This window comes from Tenacibaculum sp. ZH5_bin.1 (assembly GCF_042865525.1).
In the GTDB taxonomy this organism is placed as follows: Bacteria; Bacteroidota; Bacteroidia; order Flavobacteriales; family Flavobacteriaceae; genus Polaribacter; species Polaribacter mesophilus.
Genome location: NZ_JBEGIO010000001.1, coordinates 994,135 through 1,020,985, shown reverse-complemented (window position 1 = coordinate 1,020,985; position 26,851 = coordinate 994,135). Strand labels below are relative to the sequence as shown.

The window sequence follows — 26,851 nt, the reverse complement described above, 5'->3', positions numbered from 1 at the left end:
TATGGAAAAAAAACTACAGCGTATTAATTTACAAAAAGTACCAAACCATATAGCCATTATTATGGATGGTAACGGTAGATGGGCAAAAGGTAAAGGTATGCAACGTGTTTTTGGACATAGAAATGCTTTAACAGCTATTAGAGAAACAGCTGATACTGCTTCTGAGCTTGGTGTTAAATTTTTAACCCTGTATGCCTTTTCAACAGAGAACTGGAATCGCCCAAAACTAGAAGTAGATGCTTTAATGAGTTTATTGGTAACTACTCTAAAAAAAGAACTCCCCGAATTTCAACGTAAAAATGTAAAAGTCAATGCTATTGGTAACTTAGCAAATTTACCAAGCAATGCCCAAAAAGTATTGAGTAAGGTTATTGATGCAACTAAAAACAATACTAAAATTACTTTAACCTTTGCTTTAAGCTACGGTTCAAGAGAGGAAATTGTTAATGCTATCAAAAACATATCAAAAAAAGTTGTTAATAACGAGATAGAAATTGAAAAAATTAACGAGAAAATTATAAATAATCATTTATATACGTTTAATTTGCCCGATGTTGATTTAATGATACGTACAAGTGGGGAACAAAGAATAAGCAATTATTTACTGTGGCAAATGGCTTATGCTGAGTTATATTTTACTGATGTACTATGGCCTGATTACAGAAAACAACATCTTTATAACGCAATAATTGATTATCAAAATAGAGAAAGAAGATTTGGAAAAACCAGTGAACAGATTGAAACAAATGAATAAATATTCGTATTTACTAGTATTTTTTATCACCCTATTTGTGGTGAGTACTCAAGCGCAAGACACAACTCCTAAAGACAGTACTGTCACAAATATTATTTCCTACGAAAAAGGAAAAGAGTATATTTTAGGAGGTATAACTGTAACTGGCTTACAAAAATTTAGCGAACAAACAGTAAGAGTATATACTGGTTTAGTTGAAGGACAACCAATTAAATTACCAGGAGACAAACTTACAAGTGCCATTAAAAAGCTATATGAAAGTAAACAATTTAGTGAAGTAGATGTTTATTTATCTAAACGCGATGGTGAAACAGTATATCTTCAATTTGATGTAACTGAGTTACCTCAATTAACTGGAGTTACCATTTCTGGGATAAAAAAATCACAAATTAAAGAGATAAAAAAAGAAACAGAATTAAAAAAAGGGGTAATGGTCACAGACAACCTTATTGTTACCACTCGCAACTTTATTAAAAAGAAATATACAGATAAAGGTTTCTTAAAAACAAAGGTTTCATTAGATACTAAAAAAGACACTTCTGATGTTAACACTGTTAGCATGTCTATTTTTATCGATAGGGGTAATCGTATAAAGATTAAAGAAATTAATTTTACTGGCAATAAAGCCATGTCTAACGCTACTTTGCGTGGTGCCATGAAAAACACCAAACGTAAAGTTTTTGGTCGTTTTTGGAAAGCTTCTAAATATATTTTAGATGATTATAAAGAAGATTTAAAAAGTATTCTTGAAAAATACAGCGAAAACGGATATCGTGATGCTAGGATTTTATCTGACAAAGTTGTTTGGAATGATGACAATACCATTAATCTTGAAATTGAAGTTGAAGAAGGCCGTCAATACCGTTTTGATGAAATTGTTTTTATTGGTAATAAACAATATACAGATGAACAGTTAAGTAACATCCTCCGAATAGACAAAGGAGATATTTACAATGGAAAGGTTTTAAAAGAGCGTATCTCTGGAGATGGTACACCTACTTCTCAAGACATACAAACTCTCTATCATAATAATGGTTTCTTATTCTCTCAAGTAAACGCTGTAGAAACTAAAGTAGAAAATGACTCCATTACTGTTGAAGTTCGTATTAGAGAAGATGAACCTGCAACAATAAAAAAGGTAACAGTAACGGGTAACGATAAAACAAACGACCATGTAATTTATAGAGAATTACGTGTTAAGCCGGGAGATTTATTTAGCCGTGAAAATATTATTAGGTCTATTCGTGAAATTGGACAATTAGGTTTCTTCGACACTAATGTAACACCAGATGTTAAACCTGATTATCAGAATAAAACTGCTGATATTGATTTTTCTGTTGTTGAAAAAGGAGGAAGTCAAATTGAGTTACAAGGAGGTTATGGTGGTGGTTCCTTTATAGGTACATTAGGTCTTTCTTTTAACAATTTCTCAGTTAGAAACATCTTTAATAAAGATGCTTATAAGCCACTACCTATGGGAGATGGTCAAAAACTTTCTCTTCGTTTACAAGCAAGTAGAACTTACAACACCTATAGTTTTTCTTTTACAGAGCCATGGTTAGGCGGTAAAACACCTCAATCTTTATCTTTCTCTGTATATTTTTCAAATCAATATCGTTATGATTTTACTACGAACGATGTAAATAAAGATGAAAGTCTTAGTATAATTGGTGCATCTATAGGTTTAGGTAAACGTTTAAAATGGCCTGATGATTATTTTACTCTTTCTCAAAACATTAGTTATCAAAGAATAGAATTACAAAACTATGGTTATCGTGTAGGTTCTTCTAATAATATTCTTAGCCAAGGAGATTTAAACAACTTAGCATATACAGTAGCACTTAGCCGTAATTCTGCAGGTCCTAGTTTAATTTTCCCTACTTACGGTTCTGAATTTACTTTAAAAGCTAAAGCTACTTTCCCTTATTCATTAGTTAATGGAAAAGACTACACTGAGCCTACGAACCCAACTTCTGATGAAAGACAAGCTTATTTAGCTGATAAATACAGATGGTTAGAATACTATAAAATTTCTGCTAAGGGTAAGTGGTATACAGCCTTAGCTAACAAGTTAGTATTAATGTCTAATTTCGAAGTAGGTTATTTAGGTTCTTACAATGATGAATTAGGCTTAACGCCAGTTGAAAGATACTTTGTGGGAGGAGACGGTATTGCACAAGGTCAATTAGATGGTCGTGAAACAATTGGATTAAGAGGATATGAGAACAACCGTATCTCTTCTATTGATGGTGGGGCTATTTATAACAAATTTCAATTAGAACTGCGTTATTCTATTACAGATAAGCCTACTGCATCGATTTACACTGTAGGCTTTTTAGAAGCAGGTAATTCTTATGACAATTTTAGCGAATTTAATCCGTTTAAGTTAAAGCGTTCAGCTGGAGTAGGTGTTCGTATATTTATGCCTGCATTTGGATTATTAGGTATTGATTTCGCTCATGGTTTTGATCCTTTACCTGGCTTAACCGAAAAATCTGGTTGGCAAACCCATTTTATAATTGGAAGACAGTTCTAAAATCATGCATTCATAATGCGTCTAGGTTTTGGCACGGTTTTTTCTAAACACATTATATCAAAGATGAAAAAAAGTATTTTATCAATCGTTCTTTTACTTATAGCAAGTATAACCGCTGCCCAAAAAAATCAACGTATAGCTTACATTGATATGGAGTATATTCTTCAAAGTATCCCAGCATATTTAGAGGCACAAAACTCTTTAGATGCTAAAGTAGAAAAATGGAAATCTAAACTAGATAAAGAGGCTCGTGCTATTGAAGTTTTGAAAGTTGATTTAACTAACGAAAAAGCCATTTTAACTAAAGATTTAATTGAAGAGCGTGAAGAAGACATCACCATTAAACAAGAATCTTTAAGAAGGTTAGAGTCTTTATATTTTGGTCCAAACGGTGACATGTACAATTTAAGAAAGCAATTAGTAAAACCCGTGCAAGACCAAGTATACAATGCTGTACAAACGATTGCTTCTAGAAAAAAATACGATTTTGTTTTTGATAAATCTAGCGATTTAGTTATGCTATATTCCAACAAAAAACACGATATTAGCGACCTTGTTGTACAAATGATTAATATCGATCAAAGAAGGCAAGCTAAAAAGGATAAAATTGAAGCTAAAAAGTCATTACTTAAAAATGATAATTTAAGTAACGAACAAAAAGAAAAAATAGCTAAAAGAGAAGAATTAAAAAAGAAAAAAGAAGCTGATAGACTTGCTAAAATTAAACAAATAGAAGAAAAAAGAAAACAACGTTTAGAAGAAAGAGCTAATAAAAGAAAACTTTTACAAGAAAAGAGGAAAGCCTTATTAAAAGCACAAGAAGAAGCTAGAAAGAAAAAAGAAGAGGAAACAAAACAGAACAAATAAATCAAGAATAAAATAACATTAATTAAATTAAACAAAGATGAAACATTTAAAAACGTTATTATTAGTTGCAATTTTTACGGTTGGATTAGGTGGTGTGGCGAATGCACAGAAAACTGCACATATTAACACTGATAAATTATTAGCTGAAATGCCTGCTACAAAAGCTATGAAAGCAGAACTAGAAAAGCTAAACAAAACATACCGTGATGACATTGAAACAATGTATAAGAAACTTGAGGCTAAAATGAAGAAATATGAAGCTGAAGGTAAAAGTCAAACACAAGAAGTAAACCAAAAAAGAGCTGTTGAAGTTCAACAAGAAAGATTAAGAATTAGCCAAGCTGAACAAGCTGCTGGTAAAGAAATGCAAAAGAAATATCAAGAAAAAACTATTCCTATTTTAAAGAAAGCTGAAGATGCTATTAAAGCTGTTGCTTCTGAAAAAGGAATTATATACGTTTTCGATGCTGCACCAGGTAAAGGTTTAATCGTTTACGACAAAGGAGAAGATATTTATGATGCTGTAAGAGCTAAATTAGGATTCTAAAAAGAATACATATATTTATATAAAAATCCTGCTGTTTAAACAGCAGGATTTTTATTTTTGTTATACGTATGAAAATGATTACACAACAACCTATTGGTATTTTTGATTCTGGTATTGGAGGTACATCTATTTGGAAAGAAATCCATCAGCTACTGCCAAAAGAAAACACTATTTATTTATCAGATAGTAAAAATGCTCCATATGGTCAAAAATCAACACAAGAAATAGTTAATTTATCAATAAAAAATACTGAATTTTTAATTGATAAAGGAGCCAAAATTATAGTTGTTGCTTGTAATACAGCTACTACTAATGCCATTGAATATCTAAGAGCTAATTATAAAATACCTTTTATTGGTATAGAACCTGCTATAAAACCAGCTTCATTACAAACTCAAACGGGTACTATTGGTATATTGGCTACTAAGGGAACCTTAAATAGTGCTTTGTTTGAAAAAACAACCTCAAGTTTAAATGATCAAATTAATATTATTGAACAAGTAGGAGAAGGATTAGTTGAACTTATAGAAAATGGAAACATCTATTCTAATAAGATGACTTTATTATTAAAAAAGTACCTAACACCAATGCTAGATAAAAAATGTGACTATATTGTTTTAGGCTGTACTCACTATCCTTATTTATTACCTCAAATACAAAAAATTACGGGTGAAAATGTAAAGATTATTGACTCTGGCGAAGCTGTAGCCAGACAAGTTAAAAATGTTTTACTTCAACAAAATTTACTAAATAATAGTAATGAAGTTACCGAAAACACATTTTATATTAACAAAGAGGCTGATGTTTTAAAATCAATGTTGAAAGACTATAAAAATAGTACAATAAAATTCTTAAATTTTTAATACGTAAAACTTCCATTAATATTAGGACACGCAGCTGCTCTTCTTTTAGTACAGAATAGATTTACACCTAATGATAATTGATGAAAACCTCCATTTGAAAATACTACATCACCTGTTTGCTGTGTATAAGTATAAGCAAACATCCATTTTTTATAATTAACTCCAACTATTGGAGTTACGTATTGTGAATCTCCAAAGACATTTCCTCCAAAGCTCTTTCTATAAGATAAGGCAGCCCATATTTGAGTTGTATTTAGTGTTTTGTATACTTTAAAATTTATGTCTGCTATTTTTTCTTTAGTCTGTTCTTTGTATTGAAACATTAATGAGGGCTCAAATTGTAACTTTTCTTTATCACCAAAAAAGTATCCTCCTCCAAGAATATAATTTCTAAGATTATATGATTCAAAATCTGGGTTTAAATTGTTTTTTGCTGATAAGAAAATATTTTTTATAGTAAAATAAGATGACAGCCCATTTTTATGATATGCCATTCCGAAATCAGCATTAAAATAAAAATCACTTTCTATAACCTGACTTACTGTAGGATCGTTTATAAAAGCCCTTTGATCTCTTTCATTCTGAACCACAGAAAAAGACAATCCAAAAGATAACTGATTAAAAAGGTTTTCATTTCCCATATCTATATGATAAGCATAGGTACCTTGAACTCCCTTTTGTGAATGATATCCATTTTTATCATTAAAAAGAATTACTCCAACTCCTGTGTTAGAGTATTCTCCTAACTTTGTATGAAAACTTGCTGTTTGTAAAGCAGGAGCATCATCTACCCCTAACCATTGTTGACGTGCTGTTAATCTTATTTTCCCACAATCTCCTATACCTGCAGCTGCAGGATGTAATAAATATACATTATCTGACAAATAATCAGCATAAATTGGTAATGTTTCCTGTGCTGAAACATTGTAAACTAAACTTAATAATAAAAAAAAAACAGAAACAATTACCCTCTTCATAATTTTTTGAAAATAAAAAACAAATATAACTAAGAAATATTGCTTTTTATGTTAAATTTTAAGAAAGAAAATAACTATTATTCAAAAAACTATTTATATATTTTTATGTCTAAAAATTGAAGGGCTTATTCCTTTAACTTCTTTAAATTTTCTATTAAAATTAGATAAATTATTGAATCCTGATTTATATGCTATTGAGCTAATTGGAAGGCTTTTGTCTGACACTAATAATTTACAAGCATTCTCTACACGCAATTCATTTAAAAAAGTAAAGTACGTTTTATTTGTTCTTTGTTTGAAATATCTGCAGAAAGCATTGGGAGTCATATTTGCTTTTTCTGCTATTTCATATAAATCTATATTTTTTTCAAAATTATTTATTGTAAAATCCATTACATCACGCATTCTTTTTCCTTCATTATCTGTATATCTTTTAGGGTAGATAAAGCTAGCAAGCTCTATTGTATCAGAATCAACTAAAATTTTTAAAACTCTTAGTAAACCTATGAAACGATTAAGATTACTTGATTTTTGTAAACTTAATAAAATTCTTATAACTTTTTTTTTGTTATTTAAGAGTTTAAATCCTGATATAGATTTTTCAAAAAAAGGAATTAATTCTTTAAAGTCATCTAACTGGAAAAAACTCTTCCCAAAAGATTCTTTTGTAAAAAAAAGGGAAATCATAAAAGACTCTTTAATAACGGAAGCATCACTTTTAAAAACATGTGGTAAATTACCTCCTATAACTAAGACATCTCCAGATGAATATTTATTAACAGTATCACCAACAATTAAAGTTCCCTCTCCCTTCACTATTACACATAATTGTATTTCCTCATGCTGATGGAATTTATCATAAAAGAATTGTTCTTTATCCTCCTGATAGATCAAACCAATATTATGAGTTTTTGGTATTTTAAAGGGTAAAACTTTCATTAATAAAACTACTATTAGTATTCAAAAATATGCAAATACTACTAACAAATACTAATCAAAATAATTAATAAGGTAATATTATACCAGTATTAGGTAATTTGAAGCTAAGACAGTCACTTCTTCACTTATAACTTTGCCAAAAAAACAATACTAAAATGAGTATAAATTGGAACGGTGTAATGCCAGCAGTAACTACAAAGTTTACAAATGATGATGCCCTAGACTTAAATATGTTTGAAGTGAACATAAAAGCACAATTAGATGCTGGTGTACACGGCATAGTATTAGGCGGTACGCTAGGAGAAGCTAGTACTTTATCTGATGATGAAAAAAGGATATTAACCCAAACTACCGTAAAGCTTGTTAATAATAAAGTACCTGTATTAATTAACATAGCTGAACAAACTACAAAAGCAGCCATAGAAGCAGCTCAAAAAGCTGAAGAAGATGGGGCAAAGGGTTTAATGATGCTTCCTCCCATGAGATACAAGTCTGGGGACAGAGAAACAGTAGAATACTTTAAAGCTGTAGCAAAAAACACTTCACTTCCAATTATGGTTTATAACAATCCTGTTGATTATAAGATTGAGGTTACACTAGATATGTTTGAAGAATTATTAAAACATGATAATATTGAAGCTGTAAAAGAGTCTACAAGAGACATTTCTAATGTAACTAGAATTAAGAACCGTTTTGGTAATCGATTAAAGATAATGACTGGTGTAGACACAATAGCTTTGGAAAGTTTATTAATGGGTGCAGATGGTTGGATTGCTGGTCTTGTTTGTGCTTTTCCTAAAGAAACAGTAGCTATTTATGAACTACAAAAAGCGGGGCGTATACAAGAAGCTTTAGAAATTTATCGTTGGTTTTTACCGTTGTTGGAATTAGATATAAACCCTAAATTAGTGCAAAACATTAAACTAGCAGAAGTAGCTACAGGTATCGGTACTGAAAACGTAAGAGCACCAAGGCTACCATTAATTGGTGAAGAGCGTAAACACGTTTTAAGCGTAATAGAAACAGGCTTAAAAAACAGACCAACTTTACCCAATTATAAAACTTTAGCTACTCACTAATTAACTCTTTGTCAATTTAAATATGATTACAGGAAAAAACTATATAGGAAATCAGTTATCGAATTTAGGAAGTACAACTTACAAAACATTTAACCCTGAACTAAACCAGGAAAATGAATATATTTTTACCGAAGCGACTCCAGAAGAGATTAATAATGCTGTCGATTTAGCTACAACAGCGTTTAAAGAATACCAAACTATTTCTGGTAAAAGAAAAGCTGAATTTTTAAATGCTATTGCTGATGAAATTTTAGCCTTAGGTACTAAATTGATACAAACATATTGTGCTGAATCTGGATTACCAGAAGGTCGTGCAAAAGGAGAACGAGGAAGAACTGTATTTCAATTACGCTCTTTCGCTGATTTAGTTGAAGAGGGCTCATGGGTAGAGGCTACCATCGACACTGCAATTCCTGATAGAGAACCAAGTCCTAAATCAGATTTACGTAAAATAAATATTCCTTTAGGTCCTGTAGTTGTTTTTGGCGCAAGTAATTTTCCTCTTGCCTATTCTACAGCAGGTGGAGATACTGCAGCTGCTTTAGCCGCTGGTTGTCCTGTGATAGTTAAGTCGCACCCAATGCATGCAGGTACGGGTGAACTTATAGCTTCAGCAATTATTAAAGCTGCTGAAAAAACTGAAATGCCTAATGGTGTTTTTTCTAACTTAAACTCTAGTGGTATTGAAGTAGGTCAGCAATTAGTAGCTCACCCTAAAGTAAAAGCTGTTGGCTTTACAGGTAGTATCCGCGGAGGAAGAGCTTTATTAGATTTAGCTGCAAAACGAGAGGAGCCGATTCCTGTATTTGCTGAAATGGGAAGTATTAACCCAGTTATTATGCTTCCAAAAGCATTACAAAATAGAAGTAAAAGCATAGCAAGTACTTATGCTAATTCTATTACGTTAGGTACAGGACAATTTTGTACGAATCCTGGATTGATCTTAGGAATAGAAAGCGATGGTTTAGATCATTTTATTAATTCTTTAGCTAAAAAAATTGTAGAAATCAATCCAACTTGTATGCTACATCCAAACATTGTTAGAGCATACGAGAGTAACAAATCTAAAGCTATTGCTCAAGAAGGATTAACTGTAGTTACTAACTATAAAGAGGAAACACAAGCCAACTATGCTTCTCAAATAGTTACAACTGTTAAAGGAAAAACATTTTTAGACAATCCTACTTTACACCAAGAAGTATTTGGCCCATATTCTATTGTGGTTCAATGTAAAAACGAAAAACAGTTAGAAGAAATAATTTCGAGCTTAGAAGGGCAACTTACAGGAACAGTTATTTCAGATGATAATGAAGTAGCTAACTACCCTACTATAGTTTCAGCTTTACAAAACAGGGTTGGAAGAATTATTTTTAACGGTGTTCCTACTGGTGTAGAAGTTTGTCCATCAATGGTTCATGGAGGTCCATACCCAGCATCAACAGACAGCAGATTCACAGCAGTAGGAATCAACTCTATTAAACGTTGGGTACGTCCATTTAGCTATCAAGACTGGCCTAATTATCTGCTTCCTCAAGAACTAAAAAACGAAAACCCTTTATATATTTTACGTTCTGTTAACGGTACACTAACAAAAGAGAAAATAGTATAATAAAATTTAATAATTTCTTTAGAAAACCTGTAAGTTCAAAACCTTACTTTTGGAGCATCTAAAGAAATTGAAATAAAGCCAGCTTCGTCTTTCCAAAATAGAAAAATTTGAAGGGTTTTTTCTACTACAGAATACAAGCTGGCAATTCAATTTAAGATGAAAAAAACTTTTTTTTGTGTAGATGCACACACTTGTGGTAATCCTGTGAGAGTTGTTGCAGGAGGTGGTCCTAACTTAATAGGAGCCAACATGAGCGAAAAACGTCAACACTTCCTTAGAGAGTATGATTGGATTCGTAAAGGTTTAATGTTTGAACCTCGTGGTCATGATATGATGAGTGGCTCTATCTTGTTCCCTCCTCACAACCCAAAAAATGATTTTGCTATTTTATTTATTGAAACTTCTGGATGTTTACCCATGTGTGGTCACGGAACAATTGGAACAATCACTATAGCAATTGAAGAAGGCTTAGTTACACCTAAAGTTCCAGGAAAGATTAGAATGGAAGCTCCTGCTGGCTTAGTTGAAATTGAATATCAGCAAACCGGAAAAAAAGTAGATTGGGTTCGTTTGACAAATGTAAAAAGTTATTTAGCAGCTGAAGAACTCACAGTAGATTGTCCAGATTTAGGAGAAATTACTTTCGATGTAGCTTATGGTGGAAATTATTATGCAATTGTAGATCCTCAAAAAAACTTTTCGGGTGTACACAATTTTACAGCATCTAAAATTATTCAATACTCTCAAGTTGTTCGAAATCGAATAAATGAAAAATATCCTGACATGTTTATTCATCCAAAGAATAAAACTATTAGAGACGTTACACATATGCTATGGACAGGTGATCCAATAAACCCAAGCTCATCAGGAAGAAATGCTGTATTTTATGGTGATAAAGCAATTGACAGAAGCCCTTGTGGTACTGGTACATCTGCTAGATTAGCTCAATTATTTACAAAGGGAAAATTACAAATTGAAGAAGACTTTATACATGAGAGCTTTATAGGTAGTAAGTTTATTGGTCGTGTAGAAAAAGAAACAACTTTAAACGGTAAACCAGCTATTATTCCCAGTATACAAGGATGGGCAAAAGTATATGGGTATAATAACATTATAATAGATGATAAAGATGACCCATATGCTTATGGTTTTCAAGTTATTTAAATCATTAATTTTAGGTTATTGGTAAAAAACAATTAATAAACAATTAAAACGTTACATTATTGAAAGATTGTATTATAATTGGTGGAGGAATTATAGGTTTATCTACTGCGTATTTCCTTCAAAAAGAAGGTCATAAAGTAACTGTTATAGATAAATCTAACTTTTCTTCGGGTGCTTCCTATGTTAATGCAGGTATTATAACACCTAGTCATATTATTTCACTAGCCGCACCAGGCATTATTAATAAAGGTATTAAATGGATGTTTAGCTCTACAAGTCCTTTTTCTATTAAACCTCAGCTAGATTATGACTTTTTTCAATGGGCATGGTTATTTAAAAAATCTGCTACACATAAAAAAGTTTCAACTTCTATTCCTATTATCAAAAATATTAATGTATTTAGTAAAGAGCTTTATGAGGAAATTAAAACTTCTAATGATTTTGATTTTCATTATCAACATAAAGGTTTATTAATGCATTATAAAACTGATAAAATGGGGGAAGAAGAGTGGAATATAGGAAAATTAGGCATAAAAGAAGGGTTAAAAGTAGAACATTTAACTAAAGAACAAACTCAAAAATTAGAGCCTAATATTAAACTAAATATTAAAGGTTCTATCTACTATCATTCAGATGCTCACATGACACCTAATGAGTACATGAACCAGTTAAAGCTATATTTAACACAAAATAATGTAACTTTTTTAGCTAACGAACAGGTTACTGATTTTCATATCAAAAACAATAAAATACAATATATCAATACTCTTAATGATACAATTACTGCAGATGAATTTATATTAGCAACTGGCTCATGGACACAAAGAATAGCTAAAAAACTTGGTATTAATATTCCTATTCAAGCAGGTAAAGGCTATCGGGTTAATGTAAAAGAGAATACGGGTATTACAATTCCTGCTATATTAACTGAGGCAAAAGTAGCTGTAACACCTATGAATGGTTTTACTCGTTTTGGTGGCACCATGGAAATTGCTGGTATTAACAATAAAATAAACCTAAAAAGAGTACATACAATTACTCAAGCCGCTAAACAATATTACGACAATTTACAAATTACAAAAAAAGACATTGATAATGTAGAGAGCGGACTCAGACCTTGCTCTCCAGATGGGTTACCATATATTGGTAAACTCTCAAAAATTAAAAATGTGACAGTAGCTACTGGTCATGCGATGATGGGATGGAGTCTAGGTCCAGCAACGGGTAAATTAGTTTCTGAAATCATAAGTAATAAAAAAACAAGTTTAGATATAAAACCGTTTAACATTGAACGTTTTTCTTAAAAAAGCTATTATGGTTAATGAAAGATTAAAAGCTTTACGTGACTTCATGTCTATTCAAAAGATTGATGCTTTTATAATTCCATCAACTGACCCTCATCAATCGGAATATGTGGCTGATCATTGGAAACTTCGTGAATACTTTTCTGGTTTCACAGGGTCTGCTGGAACTCTAATTGTCACAAAAGATAGAGCTGCTTTATGGACTGATTCTCGATATTTTTTACAGTTTGAAGAAGAGTGCAAAACTTCTGAAGTACAACTACATAAACAATCTATTCCTCATGCTCCAGAACATGTAGCTTGGTTATGTAATTTACTGAATACAGAAACTTGTATTGGCTTAGACTTTAGGTTGTTTTCCATATCACAAATAAATTATTTAACATCACATACAACTTTAAAAAACATACAACTTAAAAATCAACCTAATTTTGCAAAAAATATATGGATAAATAGGCCTAGTTTACCTAATACACCTATTTACCATCATTCAATTAAATACAGTGGAGCTTCAACTTTATCTAAAATTAGAAAAATTCAGGAAAGGTTAAAAGATAAAAATGTAGATTTTTATTTCTTCTCATCATTAGATGAGATTGCCTGGTTATTTAACATTCGTTCTAGTGATGTCGACTATACCCCTTTGGTTACAGCTTATGCTCTTATAGGTAAACAAGATATTTATTTTTTTTGTGATAAAAAGAGATTTACACCCCCAGTTATTAATGATTTTGACGCTAATAATGTTTTTATAAAAAACTATGATGAAGTCATAACTTATCTGTCTGAAATAACTTATAATAAAAAAACCATTGTTGACTTTTCTACTTTAAATTATGAGTCTTTTGTTAATTTAAAAGGAACCCTTATTTCTGAAAAATCTTATGCTAAAACTCTTAAATCAGTTAAAAATATTACTGAGATTGAAGGTTCCAAAAAGTGTATGATCAAAGATGGAGTTGCTTTAACTAAGTTTTTTATTTGGCTTGAAAAAAAACTCTGTAAAAATGTTGTTTCTGAATATGAAATAGGACAAAAACTTAATTATTTTAGGCAACAACAAGATTTATATAAAGGTGAGTCATTTGCTACAATTGTAGGCTATAAAAAAAATGGAGCCATCATTCACTACACTGCTACTAAAGACAATTGTTTGCTTGTAAAAAATGAAAATATTTTATTGTTAGATAGTGGTGCCCAATATGAAGATGGAACTACTGATATTACCAGAACTATTTGGCTTGGAGGCACACCTTGTAAAAAAATAACAACAGCATACACAGCTGTTCTAAAAGGTTATATTGGACTTGAACAACTTGTTTTTCCTAGAGGAACAACAGGAGTACAATTAGATGCTTTTGCTAGAGCTCCATTATGGAAAAATGGATTAGATTACCCACATGGAACAGGACATGGTATTGGTAGTTTTGGTATGGTACACGAACCTGACCAAGGATTTGCTAGCACTACAGTAACTGAAAGAGGTACAAGTTCACATTTTGAAAACCAACTAACAACTATTGAACCAGGATTATATATTTCTGGAGAATTCGGTATTAGGATAGAAAATATAGTTCTTTCAAAAATACAAAAAACTTCTAGTTTTGGTATTTTTTTAGAGTTTGAACCACTAACACTATGCTATATTGATACCACATTAATTAATGCAAACTTACTTACTATTGATGAAAAAAACTGGTTAAATGCTTACCATAGTAAAGTTTACCAAACACTTTCTCCTTTCTTAACTAAAGAAGAAAATATTTGGCTAGCTAAAAAATGCACAAAAATTAATTAATATTTTGGGGTTTATCGAAGTATAAACCCTTTTTTCATTGGATCTTTTGGGTCTATTATAAAAGTTTGTACGGCTGTTATATATGCGGTTCCCTCAACTTGAGGAATTACAGCTTTAAATGCTCCATAATTTTCTTCGGAGATTACAGAACCTTTGAAAGTAGAACCTGTAATACTTTCAATACTCATTACTTGATTAAAATCTATTTCTTTTCTTGCTTTGTGAATTGCCATTCGCCCTGAAACACCTGATCCTGTAGGGCACCTATCTACTTCTCCTTCTGCAAAAACACATACATTTTTACTATCATTACCAGACATTTGTTTAGTATTATCAATAAATATAGTTCCGTATAAAAAGCTTAAATCATCCTCAAAAGGGTGTAAAATTTCTTTGTCTTGCAACATTACTTCATTTTTAATAGCCATTCCTGCGTTTATTAAATTTCTATAGTTTTTTGCAGATAAATCAAAATCAAAGTTATTTTTACACATGTCTACATATGCATAAAAAGCTCCACCATAAGCTAAATCATATGTAACTTCTCCTAGCCCTTTTACATTTACTGTACGGTCTAAGCCAACAACAAAACTAGGTACACAATGAAATTTTACACCTATTACTTCATTGTTTTTCACCTCTGTATAAGAAACAATTCTACCACAAGGGGCATCTATTTTCAATATATTCTCTCCTTCTACAACCTCTATCCATTTCATGTGTATTGCAAGAGTAGAGATTGCAATAATAGCATGACCACACATAGTTGAGTACCCTTCATTATGCAAAAAAATAATACCAAAATCTCCTTCATCATCATTTGGAGGCAATAAAATACATCCATACATATCTGCATGTCCTCTTGGTTCAAACATTAAAGCTGTTCGTAAATAATCATAATTTTCTTTACAAAATCGTCTATAATCTAAAACTGATTTCCCTTCTAAGTCTGGAAATCCTTTTATTATTACTCGTAACGGTTCTCCCCCAGTATGCATGTCGATAGTTTCTATCTGTATCCAATCTTTGGGAATAGTAAATGTTGTTTTTTGTATAATATTTTTATATGTTTTACTCCTATTCATTATATGTATTGTTTATAATAATAATTTGCCGCTATTAAATCTTCTAAAGCATGACCTACTGATTTAAAAAGTGTAATTTCTTCTTCTGATGTCCTAGCTAAAATGTTATTAGCACACAGCCTAAATAAATCTGCTTTAATATCTTTTTCTTCTATTATCCCTTGGTTTAATGGAATTACAATATCTCCACTCTCTTTAAGCCCTCCTTGAAAAGTATCCACAAAAACTGTTTATTTAAGTATAGCTGAGTTGTCAGCTTCTCTCATGTCTTTTTTGTAAGCTCCTACAAGATCTATATGTTGCCCTTTTTGTAATAAATCACCATTAATTAATGGCATTTTAGATAATGTTGCTGAAGATATAATCGCTACTTCCTTTATTTTTTCTTCTATTGTCTCTACTGGTACTACTTTTACAATATTACTATTAAACTGCTTTGCTATTTTTTTCGCTTTTTCATAGTTTCTTCCCCAAACATATACCTTTTTTATTGGTCTAACTGTACAATGCGCTTTTATTAAATTAGTAGCTAAAGCTCCTGTACCTATCATTAATAATGAATCTGCGTTCTTTCTTGATAAAAAAGAAGATGCTAAAGCAGAAGCAGCCGCGGTTCTTTTTGCTGTTAAGCTTTTAGCATCTAAAATTGCTTTAATAGTTCCGTTTACAGAATTTAACAAAATATATGTTCCATGAATAGCTGGTAAGTTAAATTGATAATTCTCTGGACTAACGGTAACTATTTTTATTCCTGCTGTTTTTCCTGGGTTCCAAGCAGGCATTAAAAGTAAGGTTGAATCTTGAGTTGCTTTAGGATTTGTAAAATCATGATGGTGCCTTAAAGGTACTTGTACCTTGTTGTCCGAAAATGCTTTTTTAAGTTCATTTATTAACTCTTGAAAAGATGTATTACTTTCTATAAACTGATTATTAATTTGTACAATTTGTTCCATAGCTAAATGTACGTTTTTTAAAATCTTGCGATAAAATCTACCCTTAAACTACTTAATATTTGCACACTGTTAGATAAAATAGTATCGGTTTAAAAAAATGAAAGCCTATAATTTTATACAAAATTATTTTATGAAGTTAATTCCTACTTTTCTTTTTACTTTTATTATTACTGTTTTACTTTCATGTAACACAAATAATAATAAATCTTTTAAAAGTAAACTACAAGAAGTTTTTCCTAATGCTAAAATTAATACTATAAAAACTGAAGATCATTTTATAGAGTCTTATCAAGTTATTTTAAATCAATTTTTGGATCATAAACATCCGGAAGAAGGTACTTTTAAGCAATATATTTACATATCACATAGTGACTATAATAACCCTACTATTTTGGTTACAGATGGGTATGCTTCCCATAATAGAACTACCGAATTAAGCAAGATTTTTAAGGGTAATCAAGTTATTGTAGAATACAGAATGTACGGAAAATCTAGACCTGATGAAATTCCTTGGAAATATCTAACAAATGATAATGCCACAAACGATTATCACTTTATTGTTGAGAAGTTAAAATCTTTGTACAAGAATAAATGGATTTCTACGGGTATTAGTAAAGGAGGAGAAACTGCATTAATTTATAAATATAATTTTCCTAATGATATTGATGTAACTGTGCCTTACGTAGCTCCTTTAATAAACGGTACAGAAGATATTAGAACTAACGATTTCATAAATACTATTAAGAATGAAACTTGTAGAGATAGAATTAAAACATTTCAACGTGCTATTTTACATAAAAGAAGCGATATAATTCCATTACTAAAAGAATATGCTACGACTAATGAGATTACTTTTAATGAAGTTCCTTTTAATGAAGTTTTAGAATATGCTGTATTAGAATTTCCTTTTTCTTTTTGGCAATGGGGAGATGGCAAGTGTGATAAAATACCTGAGAACAATGATGATATCAACGTATTATTTAACTTTTTAATAAAGAACTCTGATATTACTGTTTATAGTGATTGGGGATATAACTATTACCTTCCTTCCTTTTATCAACATATGACAGAATTAGGGTATTATGGATATGACTTAACACCTGTTAAAGATTTGCTTCAAGTGGTTACCTGTAGTTCTAATAAGCGTTTCGCTCCTAAAAATATTGACATAAGCTACAACCCAAATTATATTAAAAAAGTGCGCAATTATATAGAAAATAAAGGGAATCGAATTTTATACATTTACGGCGAAAATGATCCTTGGTACGCTTGTGCTCCTATACCTAAAAAAGAGGTTGATGCCTTAAAAATGGTATTACCTAATGCAAATCATGCTACTAGAATAAGACATTTTTCTGACGAAAAACAAAAAATCATGTATGATAAATTACAAGCATGGTTAGGTAATACCATTACTATCTACCCCCTAAAAAAGTAGAGGGTAGATATCTTTGTTTTATACATAAACTTTATCTATAAATTTAGAACTTAACAATCTTGCTACCCCCATATAGCTAAGTGTAAACTTTACTTTATCACCTACTTTATATTTTGTATCTCCTGCTTCATTTTTATTCAACCCAACATCAATTACTAACATATCAGAAGTAATTCCCACAAAAGATATACTTTTATCCTCAACTTCAATATCATTTTTATCTACATCTAATAAACCAAAATCTAAAATTGCCTTGTACGATGTTTCTTGTACATCGTTTTCATCATAAGTAGATGTATGTCCAATACTTGCTTCACTTATAATGCCATCGGGAACTATTTTTTTCTTTTCCAACTCTATTACGTTAGCATAAAACTCAAATGTTTCTGTATGCAAATCTTTAAACTGCTTATTCTCTAACGGACTTACTCCAAAGAATGCAGCTTCTCCAATTCTAAAATGGTTTATATCTTTAGGAGCGACTCCATTTTCCACCAATGGTAACGTAATTGATGTACCGCCTGACACATATTTTAAATCCTTATTAAATTTAGCCGATATTAATTCTTTATATAATGATAATTGCAATAGCTTATCATAAGTAGGCTCTACTCCGTACATACATCCTAAATTTGAACCTATACCTATTACTTCAATATTCGGTAGATTGAATACTTTTTCATAAAACCCTAAAATATCATCTCTTTTTACTCCTTCTCTTAACTCACCCATTTCAATCATAATAATAATTTTATGAATTTTATTTTTCTTCTTCGCTGCTTCATTAAGTGACTCTATAGTAGATAAAGAGCTGTTTAAAGAAATATCTGCGTACTCTACCACATCATCTGCATAAATATTTGCTGGGGGTTTTATGTAAATAGTACGTAAATCTGGATTCACCTCTCTTAAGTTTCTTAAACTTGTTAATCTAGAATCTCCAATCGAGTTTATTTTTTCAGTTACATCCGGAGTTAAAATTGCTTTTAAAAATGTTTTATCTCCCGAGAAAACTTTTGTTACCAAGCTCCATTCGATATGATTTTTTTCAAAGAAGTTACTTAGTTTTTTTATGTTATCTTTTATTCTTTCAGAATATATAATTAATTCTGCCATAATTATTTTGTTATTATTCTTGGTAAATTCTCAGGAAGTCGTGTTAATAATTCATAATTAATTATTTGTATTGAATCATTGAATGATGAAACAGTTATTTCAACATCACCTTGACTTCCAATTAATACAACTTCATCTCCTTTTTCAATAGTATCGGCATGTGTTATATCTACTGCCATCATATTCATATTAATGGTTCCTACTATTTTATGTCGTTGTCCTCTTATTAAAACTTTTCCTTTATTACTAAGAGAACGGCTATATCCTGAAGAATATCCAACTGGTATAATTGCTATTTTGGTTTCTTGGTTTGTAAAGTATGATGTACCATAGCCAATAAACTGACCAGCCTTTATCGTTTTAACATCCATAACTTCTGTTTTCCAAGATATGATTCTTTTTAACGGATTTTCTACAATTTTTTCTTTGGTTAAATAATGAACCAATATCTCTTTTGTTGGAAAAAATCCAAACTGTAAGATACCAACTCTTACCAAATCTAACCTTGTTGTTGGGTATCTAATTGTAGCTGCTGAACTTGCTAAATGGTAATTTGGATTGAATAAATCAAGTTCTTTTACTCTCTTTCTTACATTTTTAAATTTTTTCTTTTGATCGGTTATTCTCTTGTAATTTGATATACTTTCTGCTCCTGCTAAATGAGAACAAATTCCTTTAACATCAACAAACTCTTTATGTGTCTCAATATATTTAAGAACTTTTGTTGTTTCTTTCGGAACAAAGCCTGTTCTGTTCATTCCTGTTTCGATTTCTAAATGAATTTTAGCTCTTCTTTTTACTTTTTTTGCTGCTTCTATTGCTTTTTGTAGTCTATTTTCTTCAAAAACAAAAAACTCTATCTCATTTTCAATTGCCCATGGTAACTGGCTATTTTCAATCATTCCCATTATCATAATGGTTACATCTTCATAAGGTAGTGTTTTTTTTATATCAAAAGCCTCATTCGCATCAGAAACGCTAAAATGTCTTACTCCGTATTTGTATGCCAACATACAATAGGTTTTAATTCCATGACCGTAAGCATTTCCTTTTACTACAGATGAAAAAATAGTAGTATCTCCTATTATTTCACGTATAAAATTGATGTTATTTTTTATTGCTGATTCAGATAATTCTAAATAAGATGTATGAGTCATTATTGTTGAACTTCTTTTAAAATATTATAAAATAATTGTGCTCCTGTTACTGTTATATCATCAGGAAAATCATAATCTGGATTATGTAGTGCAGGAGTGTTTTTCCCAGATCCTAGTCCAAACATAGCTCCTTTATATTGTTGTGTAAACAACCCGAAATCTTCGCCCCATTTAAACGGGCTATTTATTTCGTTAATTGATAAATTTAGTTGTTCCGCTACCTTTTTTATATACTCAACAGCTTCTTTGTTATTTTTATTTGCGTAAAACTCTTCAAACCAAGAAGTATTAATACTTAACTTTTCTTTTTCTTGAAGCTTTTGAAGTAATTGTTCGAGGTTATTCTGTTTTTCTTTCATTAAACGCGTACTCCAACTTCTTAATGTAAGATGTACTTCTCCATATCCTGCTGATACTCCATAGGCTTTTTCTCCCATTGTTACGTATATGGGAGTAGCTAAAAAGAAATCAGAATCTTCTGGTATATTTTTTGTTTCTTGTCTTACAAAATGAAGAATTTCAGCAATTGCATTAGCTGGGTTGTAGCCTTTTTCTGGCTCTGCTGCATGTGCTGTTTTTCCTTCCAAAGTAATTATAACACTTTTTACATTGCTAGTAAACTCATGTTCTTTTACAATTATTTCTTGTTTGGTAAAACCTGGTAAATTATGTAGTGCAAAAACATAATCTATATTAAGTTGTTTAAAATAAGTATCTTCTAAAATAGACTGCGCTCCTCTTCCATTTTCTTCTGAAGGTTGAAAAAGTAATACTACTTTTACTTTAGACAACGGTTTTTCCGTAAGAAGCTTTGCTACTCCAAGTAAAATAGTTGTATGCCCATCATGTCCGCATTTGTGAGAGACTCCTTCATTTACAGATTTATGTTCGAAACTATTTATTTCTTGAATAGGCAACGCATCAATATCAGCCCTTAGCATAACTGTTTTCCCTTCTTTTTTTCCATTGAAGATTGCTAACAAACCTGTTTTAGCCACTGGTTGTATCTCACAAAATGTGTGTTCCTCTAAAAAAGTTTGTATTCTTTTTTTAGTTTCATATTCTTCTTCAGAAACTTCAGGAAACTTATGTAATTCTTTTCTTACCTTCTCTAAAGTATCCTTTAGGCTTTCCATGATTTTGGATTATTAATTAACTGAATTATTGAAAATACAATAGCTGATAATGTAATTCCGAAGAAATTTGCATCCAAACCAAAAGGTAATTTTACCTCTAAAATAATTAATAGTAAAGTGGTCAATCCTCCTGAAATCATTGCATAAAAAGCAGCAATTGGTGATGGTTTTTTTAGTAATAACGTTCCTAAAACAGGAACTAACAACCCTGATACCATAAAGGCATACGAATACAGCATTAACTCTAATACATTTTGCATTTTTGTTGCCAATACAATAGCTAAGCCACCTATTAAAAAAGTTATTAATTGTGAGTTTTTTATACTGATACTTTTCTTGAAATACCCAAAAATATCTGTTGTTAAGTTTCCTGAAGCTGCCATTAAACAACTATCGGCTGTAGACATGATTGCCGAAAAATAAGCCGACATCATTAACCCCATTAAACCCACTGGTAAAATACTTCTTAGCAACAATGGAAGTCCCAATTCTGCATCCAATTCTACTCCTGGGGCATATCCTATACTAGCGAACATTCCTTGCTCATAGGCTACTCTTGAAAATAACCCTAAGGCAACCCCCATAAATGCCATTATTGGATATTCAAAAAGTCCCGCTATTTTCCATGCTTTTTTTGCAGTTTTTTCATCTTTACATGCATAAATTCGTTGGTATAAAGTCATTCCAACAAACCAAATGGGTACTATTGTGATTATCCAGTTAAACATATCAATAAACGAAACATTGGTTAGTGATAAAAAACTGGCTGGTAATATTTCTTTAATTCCACTCCATCCTCCTATTTCAGCATAACCGATAGGGATTCCAATTCCTATTAGCCCTATCATTAGAATTATCCACTGAATGGTATCTGTATAAATCACAGCTTTTATTCCTCCAATAACTGTATACACCACTGCAATGACTCCCATAATTAAAACTGCATTAGTAATAGATATAGAAGGAAATGTAGCGGATGCTAGTTTTGCTCCTGCTAAAATTTGTGAGCTTGTAAAACCTATGTACCCTATTAACGAAATAATTCCTGCCATTAGAGCGACTTTTGCATTGTAGTGAAAAGCTAATGACTCTGGAAACGTTAGAAAATGATGTTTTTTTGCTATTGGATATACTTTAGGGATTAAAAAAACGGCGCTTATCCAAGCACCTAATAACCCTGTAAAAAGCATCCAGCTGCCGGAGAGTCCCATTAAAAAACCAAGACCTCCTAAGCCAATAGAAAACCCCCCTCCAACATCAGTTGCAACAACAGATAACCCTATATGACCTGCTGACATGTTTCTTCCCCCTACATAGTAATCGTCTTTTGATTTGTTTTTATTCATGAAGTATACTCCTACTCCAAGCATAAAAACTAGATATAACACAAATATTAATAGATCAATAAAATGTATATCCATATCTTATTTTTCCTGCTCTAATAAAAACTGCTCTTTATACTGAGCCTTTTTTAATTGCTCCCTTCTGCTTACAGATGGTTTTGTGTACTCTTTTCTATCTCTTATTTCTTGTAAAACTTTTGTATTTCTATATTTTCTTCTGTAGCGTTTAATCGCTCTATCGATATTTTCACCTTCTTTTACTTGTATTATTAACATATTTAGATCTTTTTAAAATTATTATTTCTGTTTTTTATGGATTAAACAAAGTCGAAACTAGCCTAAATAAGTTTGTAACACTTTAGTTCTCGATCTTTGTTTGAGTCTTCTAAGTCCTTTTTCTTTAATTTGGCGTACGCGCTCCCTTGTTAAGTCAAAAGTTTCTCCTATTTCAGTTAAACTCATAGGGCGGTAATCTTCTAAACCATAAAATAGCTTTATGATATCAGATTCTCTTGGAGATAATGTTTCTAAACTTCTACTAATTTCCAACTGTAAAGATTCTTGCATTAAATCTTTATCTGGTTTAGGAGCTTCTGAAGCTTTCATTACATCGTATAAATTTGATGTTTCTCCTTCTTTTAAAGGTGCATCCATAGAAATATGTCTTCCAGAGTTTTTCATTGACTGTTTTACATCTGAAACAGTCATATCTAAAACTTTAGCTATTTCTTCTGGAGTTGGCATTCGTTCATTACTTTGTTCAAGCTTAGAAACTGCTTTATTAATTTTACTAATGCTTCCTATTTTATTCAACGGTAAACGAACCACACGAGATTGTTCTGCTAAAGCTTGTAAAATAGACTGGCGTATCCACCAAACGGCATACGATATAAACTTAAATCCACGCGTTTCATCAAAACGTCTTGCTGCTTTAACCAAACCTATATTTCCTTCATTAATTAAGTCAGAAAGGCGTAATCCTTGATTTTGATATTGTTTTGCCACCGACACTACAAAACGTAAGTTAGCATTTACTAAAGTTTCTAATGCTCTTTGGTCACCTGTTTTGATTTTTTGAGCTAACTCAACCTCTTCATCTGCAGTAATCAAATCAATCTTACCAATTTCTTGTAAGTACTTCTCAATAGATTTTGATTCTCTATTGGTAACTTGTTTTGTTATTTTTAACTGTCTCATATTATCTCTTTAGTCTCATTTCTAAATACGGAGTGGTAAATCCTAGCTTTTCGTACAAAAACTTTGCTGGATTATCTTTTTCTACATGTAAGGCAATATCTCCTTTACAGTTTTCTATAGCATGTGTCATTATTTTTCTTCCTACTCCTTTCCCTCTATATTCATTATGAGTGGCTATGTACACTAAAATGTTTTCTGGGATATACTCATCCATTCCAGTTTTATTTATTACCACTGCACCTATAATTTCACCCTTATCTTCTATCGTAAAAACATATCCTCCTAATCCTGTTCGCTCTTTTGCTGCATAGTCTATTGCTTTACGAATTGCTGATTTTTCATCTCCATATTTTTCAAGATGTTTATATAAAAAGTTAGTTACTCTTTCTATTTCTAGAGGGGTTATACGATTAAATGCATCGTAAGTTTTTATTGTCATAATTTGATTTTTATAAAAAAGAATAGGTATGTAATAACTGTAAGTTTCTTTAGTTTTTTCTACTGAAACTTAAATAGCAATAAATACAAAACCTATTTATTTTGGTATTTGTCTTTTAATGCGGAATACTTTTTAGAAAAGTGTACGATTATCTATAAACAGATACTCGTAAGGTCAAAAAAAACATTTTATAAATCTATTTTTTAGCTGGCAAATAGCTCTACAAAGTGTTTTTAAATATATTAGAGAAACTTCTCACAAAGGAGGAGTTATTGTAAACTTAAATTAGAACCCTGGTGGGATAAACTTGTCCGATTGATTACGGAACACAAGGTAGTTGAATGTAAAAACTCGTTGATTTTTTTTCTCGTGTGTAGTATCTACCATATCTTACAAAGGTACGAATTTTATAGATAATTTCAAAACAGCTACTGTAAAAGAACCCTTTACAATGTTTTCTAGGTTTATAGCACAATATAATTAAACAAAAAAACACTTCAGATTTTTCTGAAGTGCCTTTTAATTATGATATAATTTCTAATTACTTTTTGAAATTAGTAATCCCATTTTCAAGCCAGTTATAATATTCATCTACATCTGGTGTGTATGCTATAGGGTCTATTATATTTGATTCATCATGATTCATTAATACATAAAATGGTTGTGAGTTTGCTTTATACTTAATAGTTTGCATTTCACTCCATTTTTGACCAATATATTTTAGTTTTTTTCCTGGGTTTAACTTTGATTCTACCACTTCATCTTCTTCTAATGGTCTTTTATCATCTACATACAAAGAAATTAAAACTACTTTGTTTTTCAACACGTCTAAAACCTTTGGTTTCACCCAAACGTTTTGTTCCATTTTTCTACAATTTACACAAGCATGTCCTGTAAAATCTAACATTACTGGCTTTCCTACTTTTTTAGCATAAGCTAATCCTTTATCATAATCATGAAACGACATAATATCATGTGGTGGCATTAAATGTGCTCCTTCTGGCAAACGCTCATGTCCATTTTCTTGATTACCTGAACTTACTACTGCTTGTTTTGTAAATCCTACTCCATAAGGTGACTCACTATAATGTTGTGGCGGTGGAAATGCACTGATTAAATTCAACGGTGCTCCCCATAACCCAGGAACCATATAAATGGTAAAAGATAATACAATCAACCCTAAACTTAATCTTCCTACAGATATATGACTAATTGGGCTATCGTGTGGTAATTGTATTTTTCCGAAAAGATAAAAAGCTAAGGCTCCAAAAATAGCTATCCATATAGCAATAAACACCTCTCTTTCTAGTAGATGTAATTGTAATACTAAATCGGCATTTGATAAGAATTTAAATGCTAAGGCTAATTCCAAGAACCCTAAAACTACTTTTACCGTATTTAACCATCCTCCTGATTTTGGCAATGAATTTAACCATCCTGGAAAAGCTGCAAATAAGGCAAATGGTAGTGCAATAGCTGAAGAGAACCCTAACATTCCAACAATAGGAGCTATTCCTCCTTTAGAAGCTGCTTCTACTAACAAAGTACCTACGATTGGTCCTGTACACGAAAAGGATACAATTGCCAAGGCTAACGCCATAAAAAAAATTCCAATTAACCCTCCTCTATCAGCTTGAGAATCTACCTTAGTTGCCCATGAACTTGGTAAAGTAATTTCAAAAGCTCCTAAGAAAGACACAGCAAAAATCACTAAGATTAAGAAGAAAACTATATTAAACCATACGTTCGTTGATAATGCGTTCAAAGCATCAGCTCCAAAAACAGCAGTTACTACCGACCCTAATAATACATAAATCCCTATAATAGATATTCCGTAGATAATTGCATTTCGAATTCCTGCTGATTTACTTTTGCTTTGTTTTGTGAAAAAGCTTACTGTCATCGGTATCATAGGAAATACACACGGAGTTAACAATGCTGCAAACCCAGATAAAAAAGCAATGAAGAAAATTCCCCATAAACCTTTCTTTTCTTCCTTTTCACTTTCTTTTGAAGCTTCTTTATCTGTTGTTTTTGTTTCTTTAACGTTATCTGAAGAAACTTTAACTGCTGTCGCTTTAGTTAAATCAAACACTAAATCTACCTCTTTTGGAGGCAAGCACATCTCATCTGTACAGGCAATAAACTCTACAAATGCGTTTATTTGAGTTAAACTAGCATCAATCAACTCTACTTTCTGCTTAAAAACAGCTTTGTCTGCAAAGGATTTAATATTCATTCCTTCTTCACCAAAAAGTGTGGTAAACTTAATTTCTCCTTCTGGCTCTGTAGTATTTCCTACAATTTTAATTTTTCCTCCATCATCATCATACGTAAAAGTTGTTGGAATAGGCCCTCCACTAGGAACTTGTTGTGCATACAAATGCCAACTTCCTTGTATTGTCGCAGTACTTACTAAGTCATATGTTGTTTCAGAAATTTTCTCTACACTCGTTTTCCATGCTATTGGATTGTGAATTTGGCTCATTGCCGAAAACCCAACAGTAAAACAAAGCAAAAATGCTAGTATTTTTTTCATCTTATTTGGGG

22 protein-coding genes and 1 pseudogene are annotated in these 26,851 nt (G+C 31.2%); 11 read left to right on the top strand and 12 right to left on the bottom strand.

The window, feature by feature from the left end:
* The first annotated feature begins 1 nt into the window (after position 1).
* The 5 genes from ABHQ57_RS04710 to murI all read left to right on the top strand — a co-directional run bounded on the left by ABHQ57_RS04710 (position 2) and on the right by murI (position 5,567).
* Positions 2–754, top strand: a complete 753-nt coding sequence (locus tag ABHQ57_RS04710) for an isoprenyl transferase (RefSeq protein ID WP_159493291.1) — start codon at positions 2–4, stop codon at positions 752–754.
* The gene (gene bamA, locus ABHQ57_RS04705; protein ID WP_047788634.1) at positions 747–3,290 is read left to right on the top strand and encodes an outer membrane protein assembly factor BamA; all 2,544 of its coding nucleotides are present in this window, start codon (positions 747–749) and stop codon (positions 3,288–3,290) included. The genes ABHQ57_RS04710 and bamA overlap by 8 nt, the downstream gene beginning before the upstream one ends.
* Positions 3,291–3,353: 63 nt before the next feature.
* Positions 3,354–4,157, top strand: coding sequence for an OmpH family outer membrane protein (locus ABHQ57_RS04700; RefSeq protein ID WP_167713080.1), 804 nt, complete (start codon positions 3,354–3,356; stop codon positions 4,155–4,157).
* A gap of 37 nt (positions 4,158–4,194) precedes the next feature.
* Entirely contained in the window at positions 4,195–4,704 is a 510-nt protein-coding gene (locus ABHQ57_RS04695) for an OmpH family outer membrane protein (protein ID WP_047788636.1), read from the top strand.
* Between the two features lie 74 nt (positions 4,705–4,778).
* Positions 4,779–5,567 carry a glutamate racemase gene (gene murI / locus ABHQ57_RS04690; protein WP_073181880.1) on the top strand — a complete coding sequence of 263 codons (789 nt, stop codon included), beginning with the start codon at positions 4,779–4,781 and terminating at the stop codon, positions 5,565–5,567.
* Here murI and ABHQ57_RS04685 read toward each other — a convergent pair.
* Both ABHQ57_RS04685 and ABHQ57_RS04680 read right to left on the bottom strand, forming a co-directional pair.
* Entirely contained in the window at positions 5,564–6,544 is a 981-nt protein-coding gene (locus ABHQ57_RS04685; protein WP_073181882.1) for a type IX secretion system membrane protein PorP/SprF, read from the bottom strand. The two genes, murI and ABHQ57_RS04685, sit on opposite strands and share 4 nt — an antisense overlap.
* A 93-nt stretch (positions 6,545–6,637) precedes the next feature.
* On the bottom strand, positions 6,638–7,483 hold the full coding sequence (locus ABHQ57_RS04680; protein WP_073181883.1) for an AraC family transcriptional regulator: 846 nt from the start codon (positions 7,481–7,483) through the stop codon (positions 6,638–6,640).
* A gap of 155 nt (positions 7,484–7,638) precedes the next feature.
* On the opposite strand from ABHQ57_RS04680, the gene ABHQ57_RS04675 reads away from it, so the two are divergent.
* The 5 genes from ABHQ57_RS04675 (at position 7,639) to ABHQ57_RS04655 (ending at position 14,437) form a co-directional block, all read left to right on the top strand.
* Positions 7,639–8,562, top strand: a complete 924-nt coding sequence (locus tag ABHQ57_RS04675; protein WP_073181885.1) for a dihydrodipicolinate synthase family protein — start codon at positions 7,639–7,641, stop codon at positions 8,560–8,562.
* Between the two features lie 22 nt (positions 8,563–8,584).
* Positions 8,585–10,171: an aldehyde dehydrogenase (NADP(+)) gene (locus ABHQ57_RS04670; protein ID WP_167713078.1), complete on the top strand. Its 1,587-nt coding sequence runs from the start codon at positions 8,585–8,587 to the stop codon at positions 10,169–10,171.
* A gap of 156 nt (positions 10,172–10,327) precedes the next feature.
* The gene (locus tag ABHQ57_RS04665; protein WP_167713076.1) at positions 10,328–11,335 is read left to right on the top strand and encodes a 4-hydroxyproline epimerase; all 1,008 of its coding nucleotides are present in this window, start codon (positions 10,328–10,330) and stop codon (positions 11,333–11,335) included.
* A 59-nt stretch (positions 11,336–11,394) separates the two neighbouring features.
* Entirely contained in the window at positions 11,395–12,639 is a 1,245-nt protein-coding gene (locus tag ABHQ57_RS04660; protein WP_073181889.1) for an FAD-binding oxidoreductase, read from the top strand.
* A 10-nt stretch (positions 12,640–12,649) separates the two neighbouring features.
* Positions 12,650–14,437: an aminopeptidase P family protein gene (locus ABHQ57_RS04655; protein ID WP_073182687.1), complete on the top strand. Its 1,788-nt coding sequence runs from the start codon at positions 12,650–12,652 to the stop codon at positions 14,435–14,437.
* Between the two features lie 11 nt (positions 14,438–14,448).
* Here ABHQ57_RS04655 and ABHQ57_RS04650 read toward each other — a convergent pair whose 3' ends face one another.
* Positions 14,449–15,522: a proline racemase family protein gene (locus tag ABHQ57_RS04650; protein WP_047788644.1), complete on the bottom strand. Its 1,074-nt coding sequence runs from the start codon at positions 15,520–15,522 to the stop codon at positions 14,449–14,451.
* Positions 15,522–16,475: pseudogene (locus ABHQ57_RS04645) on the bottom strand (ornithine cyclodeaminase family protein). Before ABHQ57_RS04645 ends, ABHQ57_RS04650 begins: the two are co-directional and overlap by 1 nt.
* Before the next feature lie 97 nt (positions 16,476–16,572).
* Here ABHQ57_RS04645 and ABHQ57_RS04640 point away from each other — a divergent pair.
* The gene (locus tag ABHQ57_RS04640) at positions 16,573–17,913 is read left to right on the top strand and encodes a S28 family serine protease (RefSeq protein WP_156166994.1); all 1,341 of its coding nucleotides are present in this window, start codon (positions 16,573–16,575) and stop codon (positions 17,911–17,913) included.
* Between the two features lie 18 nt (positions 17,914–17,931).
* Here the strand turns inward: ABHQ57_RS04640 and ABHQ57_RS04635 are convergent, their stop codons facing one another.
* From ABHQ57_RS04635 to ABHQ57_RS04600, 8 genes are all read right to left on the bottom strand, one after another.
* Entirely contained in the window at positions 17,932–19,029 is a 1,098-nt protein-coding gene (locus ABHQ57_RS04635; RefSeq protein WP_047788646.1) for an alanine racemase, read from the bottom strand.
* Positions 19,030–19,031: 2 nt separating this feature from the next.
* Entirely contained in the window at positions 19,032–20,186 is a 1,155-nt protein-coding gene (alr, locus tag ABHQ57_RS04630; protein WP_159493279.1) for an alanine racemase, read from the bottom strand.
* On the bottom strand, positions 20,186–21,322 hold the full coding sequence (locus ABHQ57_RS04625; protein WP_167713072.1) for an amidohydrolase: 1,137 nt from the start codon (positions 21,320–21,322) through the stop codon (positions 20,186–20,188). Before ABHQ57_RS04625 ends, alr begins: the two co-directional genes overlap by 1 nt.
* Complete coding sequence (locus ABHQ57_RS04620; protein WP_231128377.1) at positions 21,310–22,743, bottom strand: sodium:solute symporter; 1,434 nt, start codon at positions 22,741–22,743, stop codon at positions 21,310–21,312. Before ABHQ57_RS04620 ends, ABHQ57_RS04625 begins: the two co-directional genes overlap by 13 nt.
* Positions 22,744–22,746: 3 nt before the next feature.
* Positions 22,747–22,941, bottom strand: a complete 195-nt coding sequence (rpsU, locus tag ABHQ57_RS04615; protein WP_073181894.1) for a 30S ribosomal protein S21 — start codon at positions 22,939–22,941, stop codon at positions 22,747–22,749.
* A gap of 57 nt (positions 22,942–22,998) precedes the next feature.
* A complete protein-coding gene (locus ABHQ57_RS04610) occupies positions 22,999–23,862 on the bottom strand; it encodes an RNA polymerase sigma factor RpoD/SigA (RefSeq protein ID WP_047788651.1) in 864 nt (287 codons plus the stop codon).
* Between the two features lies 1 nt (position 23,863).
* On the bottom strand, positions 23,864–24,301 hold the full coding sequence (locus ABHQ57_RS04605) for a GNAT family N-acetyltransferase (RefSeq protein WP_083574767.1): 438 nt from the start codon (positions 24,299–24,301) through the stop codon (positions 23,864–23,866).
* A 541-nt stretch (positions 24,302–24,842) separates the two neighbouring features.
* Complete coding sequence (locus tag ABHQ57_RS04600; RefSeq protein ID WP_167713070.1) at positions 24,843–26,840, bottom strand: protein-disulfide reductase DsbD; 1,998 nt, start codon at positions 26,838–26,840, stop codon at positions 24,843–24,845.
* Positions 26,841–26,851: the final 11 nt, after the last annotated feature.

What these genes read in the sequence shown, in the direction of transcription:
- ABHQ57_RS04675 (WP_073181885.1), top strand. Translation starts at nt 7,639, where the DNA reads ATGAGTATAAATTGGAACGGTGTAATGCCAGCAGTAACTACAAAGTTT.
- ABHQ57_RS04665 (WP_167713076.1), top strand. Translation starts at nt 10,328, where the DNA reads ATGAAAAAAACTTTTTTTTGTGTAGATGCACACACTTGTGGTAATCCT.
- bamA (WP_047788634.1), top strand. Translation starts at nt 747, where the DNA reads ATGAATAAATATTCGTATTTACTAGTATTTTTTATCACCCTATTTGTG.
- ABHQ57_RS04680 (WP_073181883.1), bottom strand. Translation starts at nt 7,483, where the DNA reads ATGAAAGTTTTACCCTTTAAAATACCAAAAACTCATAATATTGGTTTG.
- alr (WP_159493279.1), bottom strand. Translation starts at nt 20,186, where the DNA reads ATGACTCATACATCTTATTTAGAATTATCTGAATCAGCAATAAAAAAT.
- ABHQ57_RS04600 (WP_167713070.1), bottom strand. Translation starts at nt 26,840, where the DNA reads ATGAAAAAAATACTAGCATTTTTGCTTTGTTTTACTGTTGGGTTTTCG.
- ABHQ57_RS04625 (WP_167713072.1), bottom strand. Translation starts at nt 21,322, where the DNA reads ATGGAAAGCCTAAAGGATACTTTAGAGAAGGTAAGAAAAGAATTACAT.
- ABHQ57_RS04710 (WP_159493291.1), top strand. Translation starts at nt 2, where the DNA reads ATGGAAAAAAAACTACAGCGTATTAATTTACAAAAAGTACCAAACCAT.
- ABHQ57_RS04605 (WP_083574767.1), bottom strand. Translation starts at nt 24,301, where the DNA reads ATGACAATAAAAACTTACGATGCATTTAATCGTATAACCCCTCTAGAA.
- ABHQ57_RS04635 (WP_047788646.1), bottom strand. Translation starts at nt 19,029, where the DNA reads ATGGCAGAATTAATTATATATTCTGAAAGAATAAAAGATAACATAAAA.
- ABHQ57_RS04700 (WP_167713080.1), top strand. Translation starts at nt 3,354, where the DNA reads ATGAAAAAAAGTATTTTATCAATCGTTCTTTTACTTATAGCAAGTATA.
- ABHQ57_RS04695 (WP_047788636.1), top strand. Translation starts at nt 4,195, where the DNA reads ATGAAACATTTAAAAACGTTATTATTAGTTGCAATTTTTACGGTTGGA.
- ABHQ57_RS04655 (WP_073182687.1), top strand. Translation starts at nt 12,650, where the DNA reads ATGGTTAATGAAAGATTAAAAGCTTTACGTGACTTCATGTCTATTCAA.
- ABHQ57_RS04650 (WP_047788644.1), bottom strand. Translation starts at nt 15,522, where the DNA reads ATGAATAGGAGTAAAACATATAAAAATATTATACAAAAAACAACATTT.
- ABHQ57_RS04640 (WP_156166994.1), top strand. Translation starts at nt 16,573, where the DNA reads ATGAAAGCCTATAATTTTATACAAAATTATTTTATGAAGTTAATTCCT.
- ABHQ57_RS04670 (WP_167713078.1), top strand. Translation starts at nt 8,585, where the DNA reads ATGATTACAGGAAAAAACTATATAGGAAATCAGTTATCGAATTTAGGA.
- murI (WP_073181880.1), top strand. Translation starts at nt 4,779, where the DNA reads ATGATTACACAACAACCTATTGGTATTTTTGATTCTGGTATTGGAGGT.
- ABHQ57_RS04685 (WP_073181882.1), bottom strand. Translation starts at nt 6,544, where the DNA reads ATGAAGAGGGTAATTGTTTCTGTTTTTTTTTTATTATTAAGTTTAGTT.
- ABHQ57_RS04610 (WP_047788651.1), bottom strand. Translation starts at nt 23,862, where the DNA reads ATGAGACAGTTAAAAATAACAAAACAAGTTACCAATAGAGAATCAAAA.
- rpsU (WP_073181894.1), bottom strand. Translation starts at nt 22,941, where the DNA reads ATGTTAATAATACAAGTAAAAGAAGGTGAAAATATCGATAGAGCGATT.
- ABHQ57_RS04620 (WP_231128377.1), bottom strand. Translation starts at nt 22,743, where the DNA reads ATGGATATACATTTTATTGATCTATTAATATTTGTGTTATATCTAGTT.